Below are 9,339 nucleotides of genomic sequence, written 5' to 3'. Positions count from 1 at the left end.
CCCGTCTCGCCGGGTGGGAGCGGGTCGGCGGTGCCCGCGCTCGTGTGGCACCCTTGCCGTGGGTCAAGAGCAGCGACCGATCACCTCGAGGAGGTCGCTCGGCACCCGGTTCCGCGCCGGTGCCGCTCGAGGGCAGACCCGGCCGCGCGGCCTCCGCCGACGCGGTCACGCGGGCCTCGATCGAGGTCCACCCGATCGAGGAGGTCGATCCCGTTGCCGGTCACCGTTCCCCGCGCCCTGCCGGCGCGCCGCACGCTCGAGTCCGAGAACGTCTTCGTCATGTCGACCGAGCGCGCCGGCCACCAGGACATCCGCCCGCTGCGTATCGCGATCGTCAACCTCATGCCGACCAAGATCGTCACGGAGACCCAGATCCTGCGGCTGCTGGCCAACTCGCCGCTGCAGGTCGAGATCACCTTCGTGCGGATGTGCTCCCACGAGTCCCGCAACACCTCGACCGAGCACCTCGACACCTTCTACCGCACGTTCGACGAGGTCCGCGACGAGCGCTACGACGGCCTCGTCATCACGGGGGCGCCGGTCGAGAAGCTGCCCTTCGAGGCCGTGGACTACTGGGACGAGCTGTGCGAGATCCTGGACTGGAGCGCCGACCACGTCTACTCCACGATGCACGTCTGCTGGGGCGCCCAGGCGGGGCTCTACCGGCACTACGGCATCGGCAAGATGGAGCTGCCGGACAAGATGTTCGGCGTGTTCGAGCACCGCGTCCTGGACCCGCGCGCCCGCATCGTCAGCGGCTACGACGAGACCTTCACCGCGCCGCACTCCCGGCATACGGGCACGCCCCTGGAGGAGGTGCAGGCGCACCCCAAGCTCCAGGTGCTGGCCACCTCCGAGACCGCGGGGCTCTATCTGGCGCAGTCGCGCGACGGGCGGCAGCTGTTCGTGACCGGTCATCCGGAGTACGAGGCCGACACCCTGTCCCTGGAGTACCACCGCGACGCGTCCAAGGGAGTGCCGATCGACGTCCCCGTGGGCTACTTCCCGGACGACGACCCGACGCAGCCGCCGCGGGTCACCTGGCGCAGCCACGCCTTCCTGCTCTACGCCAACTGGCTCAACTACTACGTCTACCAGCGCACTCCGTACGACCTCGCCGCGATGCGCGGGGCAGCGCGCAGCGCCGACAGCTACGTCATCTGAGCGGGCTCGGCCCCAGGCGCGTCGTCAGGTGCTCCACGGTGCGGCGCAGCGCGTCCTCGGCGGCCTCGTCGCTGCCGCGCCACAGGTGGTCCGCGCCGGGCTCCAGGACCAGCTCGACCTCGACCCCGGCGGCCTCGAGCGCCGCGGCGAGCCGGATGCTCTGGGCGCGGGGGACCAGCCGGTCGGCCTCGCCGTGGACCAGCAGGTATGCCGGAGCGCCGGCGTGCACGTGGGTCACCGCCCCCGCCTCGGCCGCCGCGTCCGGCCGCTCGCTGATGGCGCCACCCAGGAGCAGGGCCTCGCGGCTGTCGGTGGCGGCCGGGTCGGCGCCGAGGTCACCGGGCAGGCCGACCAGGTCGGTGGGGGCGTACCACGCGACGACGGTCGCCACGGCCGACGAGACCCCGGTGACCCCGACGGCGCCCTCGAGCGGCGCGTCCGCGTCGAGCGTCCCGGTCACGCCGAGCGTCCCGGTCACGCCGAGCAGCGCCGCCAGGTGCCCGCCCGCCGACTCGCCCCACGCCCCGATGTGGTCGGGGTCGATCCCGAGCTCGCCGGAGCGGTGCCGCAGCCAGCGCACCGCGGCCTTGGCGTCGTGCAGCTGCGCGGGCCAGGACGCCTCGCCGCTGAGCCGGTAGTCCGCGCTCGCCACCGCGACCCCTGCCGCCGCCACGCGCTCGAAGGGGCTGACGACTCCTGAGAACGCCGGCCCCGCCGATCGGCGGCTGCCGAGGCGCCAGCCGCCGCCGTGCAGGAACACGACGGCCGGGCAGCCCCGCACGTCGGCGATCGCACCAGCACGCGCACCAGCACGTGCACCAGCACGCGCATCAGGCGGTGGGCCGGGCTGCGGCGCAGGGAGATACAGGTCCAGCTCGAGGGGGCGGACGCCGTCGAGCGACGCATAGGGAACGCCCCGCAGCACGCGCACGCCGGCTGCGGTGAGGGTGGCCTCGGGCAGCGGGCCTGCTTCCGCTGCCTGTCCGGAGGGCATCGGGGAGGGCGCGGTCGGCATACGGCTCAGGCCCGGGACCAGTCGAACCCGGGCAGGAAGTCCATGTGGAACTGCTGCGCCGCCGCGCCCATCCGCGGCCCGTCGGGCACGAACGGCGGGGTGTCGGCCGTCGGGTCGTCGACCTTGGTGCCCATGGTCTGGAAGAAGCGCTCGAAGCCGCCGCTGGACACCCCCATGAGGCGGGTGGGCTCCTCGATCCGGTAGGCGTGCTCGGCCCCGGCCGGCACGAACGCGAAGTCACCGGTGCCGAGCACGCGCGAGACCTGGTCGCCGTCGGGCAGCTGCACGTAGAGGCGGATCGCGCCCTCCAGGACGTAGAAGGTCTCGTGGGTCTGGTCGTGCGCGTGCGTCGGGATGATCTCCCCGGGCGGGCAGGTGGAGGTGAAGACCCCGAACTGCCCCTCCGTCTCGTCCCCGCTGAGCAGCACGGAGAAGGTGTCGACGAAGAGCTTGGCGTGCTCGCCCTGCCCGGCCTCGAGGAAGAATGGGTGGGGGCGACCCGGCAGGACCCCCTCCCAGGCGGGGCGGCCGGAGGGATCGGCGAGGTACTCGAAGGTCATGAGGGGCTCCGCTCGTCACGGCGCCGGCGTCGCGGCGCGGGGGTGCGCTCACCCTAGTGCGACCCGCGTCGTCGTGCCGGGTGGTCTGACGGGAGGGGCTGCGGGGGTATGACGAGAGCCCGGGGCCACCCGGGGTCGCCATCAGGCGGCCGTCGAGCGGCCCACCGAGAAGTAGTGCGAGAGAACGGAGCACGCCATGTCCGAGCAGCGACCCGAGGACCAGCGCCTCACCGGCGACGACGCCGAGCAGGCCACCGGCGGCAGCGACGGGACCACGAGCCTCGACGAGCTCAACGACGCGGGCGCGGGTGCCGGCGCCGACAAGGAGGGCTCGACCTTCGAGCCGGAGGAAGACGACTGACCCGCTCCACCCGCTCCACCCGGCCGTTGGGCCACCCTGACGGGCGGCGTCAGCCCTTGTCGGCGCCGCTCGTCAGGCCCTCGGTGAGCCAGCGCTCCGCGATGCCGTAGAGCACGATCACGGGGATCGTCAGCAGGACCGACCCGGCCATGAGCACCGTCTTGGGCACCTCGACGCCGTTGGAGAGCTGGGACAGGCCGAGCGAGACGGTCCACAGGTCCCGCTTGGCGGCGAGGAACAGCAGGGCGAAGAGGAACTCGTTCCACGCGATCATGAAGATGTAGAGCCCGGTCGACATGATCGACGGCATGGCGAGGGGGAGCACGACCTTGGTGATGGTCTGGAAGCGGTTGGCCCCGTCCAGGGTCGCCGCCTCCTCGATGGTCGCCGGGATGGTCTCGAAGTAGTTGCGCAGCATGTAGATCGACACCGGGACGGTCTGGGCGACGTAGACGAGCATCAGGCCCGGGAGCGACTGGTAGAGGCCGAGCTTGGCGAACGCGATGACCAGCGGGATCGCCAGGACGATCGACGGGAACAGGTAGACCGACAGGAACAGCGCGCCCACCTGGCGGCGACCCTTGAAGGCGAGGCGGCTGACGGCATACGCGCCGGGGATCGCCACGACCAGGGTGAGGGCCACGGTCACGAGGGACACGACCGCCGAGTTGCGCATGAGCTGCGCGAAGCCCTGGCCCTCCTCCTCGACGGGCGCGAGGACGTTGGTGTAGGTCTCGGTCGTGACCGTCGACCACTCCGGCAGGAGCCGGCCGGGTTTCTGCAGCAGGGAGTCGATGGGCGTGAAGCTCAGCATCACCATGTAGTAGAAGGGGAACACGGTGATGACCAGCAGGAACGCGATGGTCAGCCAGCGCAGGACGCGCAGGACCGAGGTCTCGACGGCGTAGCGGTTCATGTCAGTCCTCCTGTCCCTCGTGCCGGGCCATGAAGCGCAGGTAGACGATCAGGAAGACCGCCATCACCAGGGACAGCACGACGGCCTGGGCGGCCGCCCCGCCGGCGTCGAAGCGCCCGGTGAGGTAGTCGTAGACCCGGACCGCGGCGATGTCCGTGCCCGCGGTGCCGCCCGTGAGCAGGTAGACGTCGTCGAACTTGTTGAAGGTCATGATGACCCGCAGCACGGACAGCAGGGCGATGACCGACATGAGCTGCGGCAGCAGCACGTGCCAGAAGTGCTGCGTGGGGGTGGCCCCGTCCACGAGCGCCGCCTCGTCGATCTCGCGCGGCACCGCCGTGAGCCGCGCCATGATGAACATGAACGCGAACGGGAAGTAGCGCCAGATCTCGAACGCGATCACCGTCACCAGCGCGAACGGCTCCCGGCCGAGGAAGTCGAGCGGCCCGTCCCACCCGAGCAGCTTCTGCCCGTAGACGTTGACGATGCCGTACTGCGTGTCCAGCATCATCTGCCACACGAACGCGACGGCGACGACGGGGGCGACGTACGGCAGGAGCATGAGAGCGCGGACGACGCCGCGCCCGGGGAACCGGTTGCGCAGCGCCAGCGCGGCGATCAGCCCCAGGACGATCGACCCGGCGGTCGATCCGACGGAGTAGACGACCGTCGTCCACATCGACTCCAGGAAGCCCGCGCTGGTGAGGACGCGTCGGAAGTTCTCCAGCGTGTAGGGCCCGTCGATGCCGGCGCGCCGGATCTGCAGGAAGGACAGCTTCTGGAAGGCGAGGACGACGTTCCACAGCACCGGGATGACGACGATCGCCACGACCACGATCACGGTGGGGGACACGAGGAGCCAGCCGTCGCGGTTGTCGCGACGGGCGGCCGACCAGCGCCGGCCCGCCCGTCCGGAGGGACCGGGTGCGGGCGTGGGCGTCGGCGTGGCGGCGGAGGTGCTCATCAGTTGAGGTCCTTCCTGATGTCGTCCACCGCGGTGGCGGCCTGCTCGGCGGCCTGACGGGCGTCGAGGCTGCCGGACGCGATGCCGGCCACGGCCTTGGGGATCGGCAGCTCGGAGGTGACCGCTCCCAGGAGGATGCCCCGGCCCTGGGCGATGCCCCACCGGTCGATGGTGCTCGCCGAGCTGCGGATGGAGGCCAGCACGTCGGGGGGATAGACCTCGGCCAGCGGCTTCTTGGTGTCGACCCCGGCGGGGAGCTTCGCCCAGGCGTCGACGTACGCCGTGGAGCCCTTGGTGGGGCCGGGTCGGGTCGGGAACTTGCCCTCGGGCGCCACGCCCAGCCAGGCCTGGTAGCCGTCGGTCATGACGTGCTCGATCAGCCGGCCGCCCTGGTCGACGTCCGAGCCGCGCATGAGCGCCCAGCCCGCCACCTCGCCGAACGAGCCCTTGCCGGTGCCGTCCGGGCCGCGGACCGCCGTCACGACGCCGCTGTTGCGCGCGAGGAAGGTCGGGTCGTCCTTGCACTCGGGGCACGTGGGCAGGGCGTCCTCGCGCAGGCCCGCCATCTCGTCCAGCAGGTAGGCCGACCACAGGACCATGGCGGACTCGCCGGCGAAGTAGGACGCCCGGGTCGTGTCGACGTCCTGCTTGGTCTGCGGGGAGTAGTTGCGGACCAGGTCGGCGTAGAGGTCCCACGTGCGCTGGCAGCGCTGGTCGCCCAGGGTCACCGCGCCGGCGTCGTCGACCAGCTGGCAGGAGTTGCCGAGCGCCAGCGTCTCGAAGCTCTGTGAGGTGAACGGGTCGGCCGGGTCGGTGGCCAGGGTGATGCCCTTCTTGCCCTCGGCGGTCAGGGCCTTGGCGGCGGCCGTCAGGTCGGCATACGTCGTGGGGGGCTTGAGCCCCTTGGCCTTGAAGAGGTCCTTGCGGTAGACGAGGATCTGCGACCACGAGTCCGAGGGGACCGCGAGGACCTTGCCGTCCTGCGTCTCCAGGTCCAGCATCGCCGGGCTGAAGGTGTCGCGGCCCAGCCGGTCCACGACCTTGGTCGTCGCGTCCCGGTCCACGAGCCCGAACTGGTCGATCTGGCGCACCGACCCGAGCCCGAGCGAGGCCACGACGTCGGGCAGGGTGCCGGACTGCGCGGCGCTCGCGATCAGCTGGGGGAACTGCGCCTCGTCGATGCCCACCAGCTCGGTCTGGATGCCGGTCTTGGTGGTGAAGGCCTCCATGATCTTGCGCTGGGCCCCCATACGGTCCGGCTGGGAGTCCAGCGTCCACACGGTGAGGCGACCGTCCTTGACCCCCAGGGGGGCGTTGGGGTCGCCCCCGTCGCCGCACGCGGCGAGAGCGAGACAGGTGACGCTCGCGGTGATCGCGGCGGTCATCCTCCTGACGAGCCTGTGCGGCGTCATCGCCACTCCCTCGCTGGTGGGGGTCGGATCGGGACCTGCGTCATTGAAGCACCGGTGAGGAACCTTCGACGGGTTCGTCACCCGATCGATTCATTCGAGCCGGGGCGGTGGGGCTCGTCAGGGCGCCGTCGGCCTGCGACGCTGGGGGCATGCGACAGGGGTGGGAGCATGACCATGGGGCACGGCTGCGGACCCGCGCGGCGCTGGGGCTGCGCGAGCGGATCGCCGGCACGGACGCGGACCGTCGGGCCGACCAGATCTGGGGGGAGGTGGGGGAGCGGTGGTTCGGACCCGACGACGCGATCTGGCAGGTCCACGCCGACACCAGCATGTTCAGCGGCGGGCTGCGCGCCCTGCTGCTGCAGTCCCTCCACCCCTCGGCCATGGCCGGGGTGGCCGAGCACAGCGGCTACAAGGGCGACCCGTGGGGTCGGCTGCAGCGGACCAGTCACTACATCGCCATCACGACCTATGGCACGGTCCGGCACGCCGAGGCCACCATCGGGGCGATCCGCCACCTGCACGGACGCGTCGTCGGGACGGCCCCCGACGGCCGGCCGTATGCCGCGAACGACCCCCACCTGCTGCGGTGGGTGCACGCCGCGGAGGCCGAGAGCTTCCTCGCCACGCACCAGGCGTTCGGCGCCCGGCCGCTTACGCGGGAGCAGCTCGACGAGTACGTCGCCCAGACGGCGCAGGTCTCCTCGCGGCTCGGCGTCGACCTGGCGGCCCTGCCCCAGACGTATGACGAGCTGATGCAGACCATCGAGTCCTACCGTGCGGAGCTGGTGACGACCCCGGCCGCGACCGAGGCGGCGCGCTTCCTGCTGCTGACGCCGCCGATCGACCGCGTGGCCCGGCTGGGCTACTGGACCCTCGCCGCGGGGGCGATCTCGACGCTGCCGCCGTGGTCGCGACGGATGCTCGGGCTCTCCGTCCTCCCGGACCAGATGACGGCGGGGCTCGACCGGGCCGTGGGCCGTCCGCTGGGGCGCGCCGCCACCGCCACCACCCGGTGGCTGATGTCGGACCCGGCCGTCGCCAACGAGTCACGGTCGCGTGCTGCCCTCGCCGCGGGTCAGCGGCCAGAGGCGAAATCCCCCACGGGACAAGTACACCCGTCTGGCGCTACCCCCAGCCAGGGTGCAGGGGCAGGATCGGACAATCCCCCCTAATCGGGCGGTCCCCACCCCCATCCCCGCAGGAGCCCATCGTGACCACACAACGTCGTGTCCTGGCCGCCGCTCTCGGTGCCTCGACGGTCCTGGCCGGACTCGCCGCAGCCACCCCCGCCTCCGCCGACCAGGACGGACCCGCTCGCTCGGTCCTGGTGCTCGCCGAGAACGGCGCTCAGGACGGTGCCGTCCGCGCCGCCATCACCCGCGCCGGAGGCACCGTGACCTCCGTCGACTCGGCCATCGGCCTCTACTCCGTCACCACCACCAAGACCCGTTTCACCGCCGACGTGCGCGACTCCACAGCGGTGGACACCGCGGCCGCCGACCGCGTCGTCGGCTTCAGCCGCAAGCCGGCCAAGGCCTCCACGTCGGACATCGAGCGGCTGCGCGCCGAGCGTGCCCAGGGTCGCGGCAAGAAGGCCCCGGCACCCAACGTCAACACCAACGGCGAGCCGCTCGCTCCCCTGCAGTGGGACATGCGGATGATCCACACCGCGGAGGCGCACCGCATCGCCACCGGTCGCGGCGTCCGCGTCGGCGTGATCGACACCGGCGTCGACGCGTCCCACCCGGACATCCGCCCCAACTTCGACTTCGCCCTGTCGCGCAACTTCACCCGCGACATGCCCGACATCGACGGCGCCTGCTCGACCGACCCTGACGGCTCCTGCGACGACCCGGCCACCGTCGACGAGGGCGGCCACGGCACCCACGTCGCCAGCACGATCGCCTCCCCGGTCAACGGCCAGGGCATCGCCGGCGTCGCTCCCGAGGCCAGCATCGTCAACCTGCGGGCCGGGCAGGACTCGGGCTACTTCTTCCTCGAGCCGACGGTCAAGGCGCTGACCTACGCCGGCAACAACGGCATCGACGTGGTCAACATGAGCTACTACATCGACCCGTGGGCGTTCAACTGCGCCAACAACCCGGCCGACTCCGCCGAGGAGCAGGCCCAGCAGCGTCTGACGATCGAGGCCACCAACCGAGCCCTGCGCTACGCCCGCGGCAAGGGCGTCACGCTGATCGCCGCCGCCGGCAACTCCGCCACCGACCTGGACAACCCCACGGTGGACGACTCCTCCCCGGACTACCCGGAGGGCGCGGCCAAGACGCGCCAGATCGACAACTCCTGCCTCGACCTGCCGACCGAGGGTGACCACGTCCTCACCGTCACGTCCGTGGGGCCGACCACGCGCAAGGCCTACTACTCCAGCTATGGCCTCAAGTCCGTGGACGTCGCGGCTCCCGGCGGCGACATCCGCGACTACTACGGCACACCTCAGTACCGCAAGCCCGGCAACGTCATCCTCGCCGCCATGCCCAAGGCCGTCGGCATCGCCGAGGGCGACATCGACCCGGTGACGGGCGAGCCCACCAACGACTTCGTCATCAAGCAGGGCGACGGCTACTACACCTACCTGCAGGGCACCTCGATGGCCGCGCCGCACGCCACCGGCGTCGCCGCGCTCATCGTCGACCGTTGGGGACACCGTGACCCGCGCCAGGGCGGCAAGGCGCTGACCCCCAACCAGACCGAGAAGATCCTGATGCGCACCGCCACCGACCACGCCTGCCCGAACCCGGCCACCATGGTCTACCCCGGCGTCTCCGCCGCCTACACGGCGACCTGCACGGGCACCACCGAGTTCAACAGCTTCTACGGCGACGGCATCGTGGACGCCCTGAAGGCGGTCACCAAGAAGCACTGACCCGCTGAGCTGCACGACTGAGCTGCACGGACGTGGGCGCCCGTCTCCCGGATCCCGGGG

The 9,339-nt window shown here is 71.6% G+C and carries 9 protein-coding genes; 4 read left to right on the top strand and 5 right to left on the bottom strand.

What is annotated here, in order from left to right; all coding sequences use genetic code 11:
• Nucleotides 1-213 precede the first annotated feature (213 nt).
• The gene (gene metA / locus B2P18_RS11615; RefSeq protein WP_286959671.1) at nucleotides 214-1,164 is read left to right on the top strand and encodes a homoserine O-acetyltransferase MetA; all 951 of its coding nucleotides are present in this window, start codon (nucleotides 214-216) and stop codon (nucleotides 1,162-1,164) included.
• Here the strand turns inward: metA and B2P18_RS11610 are convergent.
• Nucleotides 1,157-2,179: an alpha/beta hydrolase gene (locus B2P18_RS11610; RefSeq protein WP_286959670.1), complete on the bottom strand. Its 1,023-nt coding sequence runs from the start codon at nucleotides 2,177-2,179 to the stop codon at nucleotides 1,157-1,159. The two genes, metA and B2P18_RS11610, sit on opposite strands and share 8 nt — an antisense overlap.
• A gap of 5 nt (nucleotides 2,180-2,184) precedes the next feature.
• Nucleotides 2,185-2,739, bottom strand: coding sequence for a quercetin 2,3-dioxygenase (locus B2P18_RS11605; RefSeq protein WP_286959669.1), 555 nt, complete (start codon nucleotides 2,737-2,739; stop codon nucleotides 2,185-2,187).
• Between the two features lie 196 nt (nucleotides 2,740-2,935).
• Here B2P18_RS11605 and B2P18_RS11600 point away from each other — a divergent pair, with 196 nt between their 5' ends.
• Complete coding sequence (locus B2P18_RS11600) at nucleotides 2,936-3,100, top strand: hypothetical protein (protein ID WP_286958525.1); 165 nt, start codon at nucleotides 2,936-2,938, stop codon at nucleotides 3,098-3,100.
• Between the two features lie 49 nt (nucleotides 3,101-3,149).
• Here the strand turns inward: B2P18_RS11600 and B2P18_RS11595 are convergent, their stop codons facing one another.
• Genes B2P18_RS11595 through B2P18_RS11585 form a run of 3 tightly spaced genes read right to left on the bottom strand, consistent with a single transcriptional unit; the run spans nucleotide 3,150 to nucleotide 6,365 of the window.
• Nucleotides 3,150-4,016, bottom strand: a complete 867-nt coding sequence (locus B2P18_RS11595) for a carbohydrate ABC transporter permease (RefSeq protein ID WP_286959665.1) — start codon at nucleotides 4,014-4,016, stop codon at nucleotides 3,150-3,152.
• Between the two features lies 1 nt (nucleotide 4,017).
• Entirely contained in the window at nucleotides 4,018-4,980 is a 963-nt protein-coding gene (locus tag B2P18_RS11590; protein ID WP_286959659.1) for a carbohydrate ABC transporter permease, read from the bottom strand.
• Nucleotides 4,980-6,365, bottom strand: coding sequence for an ABC transporter substrate-binding protein (locus tag B2P18_RS11585; protein ID WP_286958526.1), 1,386 nt, complete (start codon nucleotides 6,363-6,365; stop codon nucleotides 4,980-4,982). The genes B2P18_RS11590 and B2P18_RS11585 overlap by 1 nt, the downstream gene beginning before the upstream one ends.
• Before the next feature lie 176 nt (nucleotides 6,366-6,541).
• Between B2P18_RS11585 and B2P18_RS11580 the strand changes: the two genes are divergently transcribed.
• Both B2P18_RS11580 and B2P18_RS11575 read left to right on the top strand, forming a co-directional pair.
• Nucleotides 6,542-7,567 carry an oxygenase MpaB family protein gene (locus B2P18_RS11580; protein ID WP_029212286.1) on the top strand — a complete coding sequence of 342 codons (1,026 nt, stop codon included), beginning with the start codon at nucleotides 6,542-6,544 and terminating at the stop codon, nucleotides 7,565-7,567.
• 38 nt (nucleotides 7,568-7,605) lie between these two features.
• Nucleotides 7,606-9,279, top strand: a complete 1,674-nt coding sequence (locus B2P18_RS11575) for a S8 family peptidase (RefSeq protein ID WP_286959656.1) — start codon at nucleotides 7,606-7,608, stop codon at nucleotides 9,277-9,279.
• The last annotated feature ends 60 nt before the right edge of the window (nucleotides 9,280-9,339 follow it).

This window comes from Arsenicicoccus sp. UBA2120, from assembly GCF_002330965.1.
GTDB lineage: Bacteria > Actinomycetota > Actinomycetes > Actinomycetales > Dermatophilaceae > Arsenicicoccus > Arsenicicoccus bolidensis.
The sequence above is the reverse complement of the archived record's forward strand: the minus strand, read 5'-3'. Positions and strand labels throughout refer to the sequence as shown.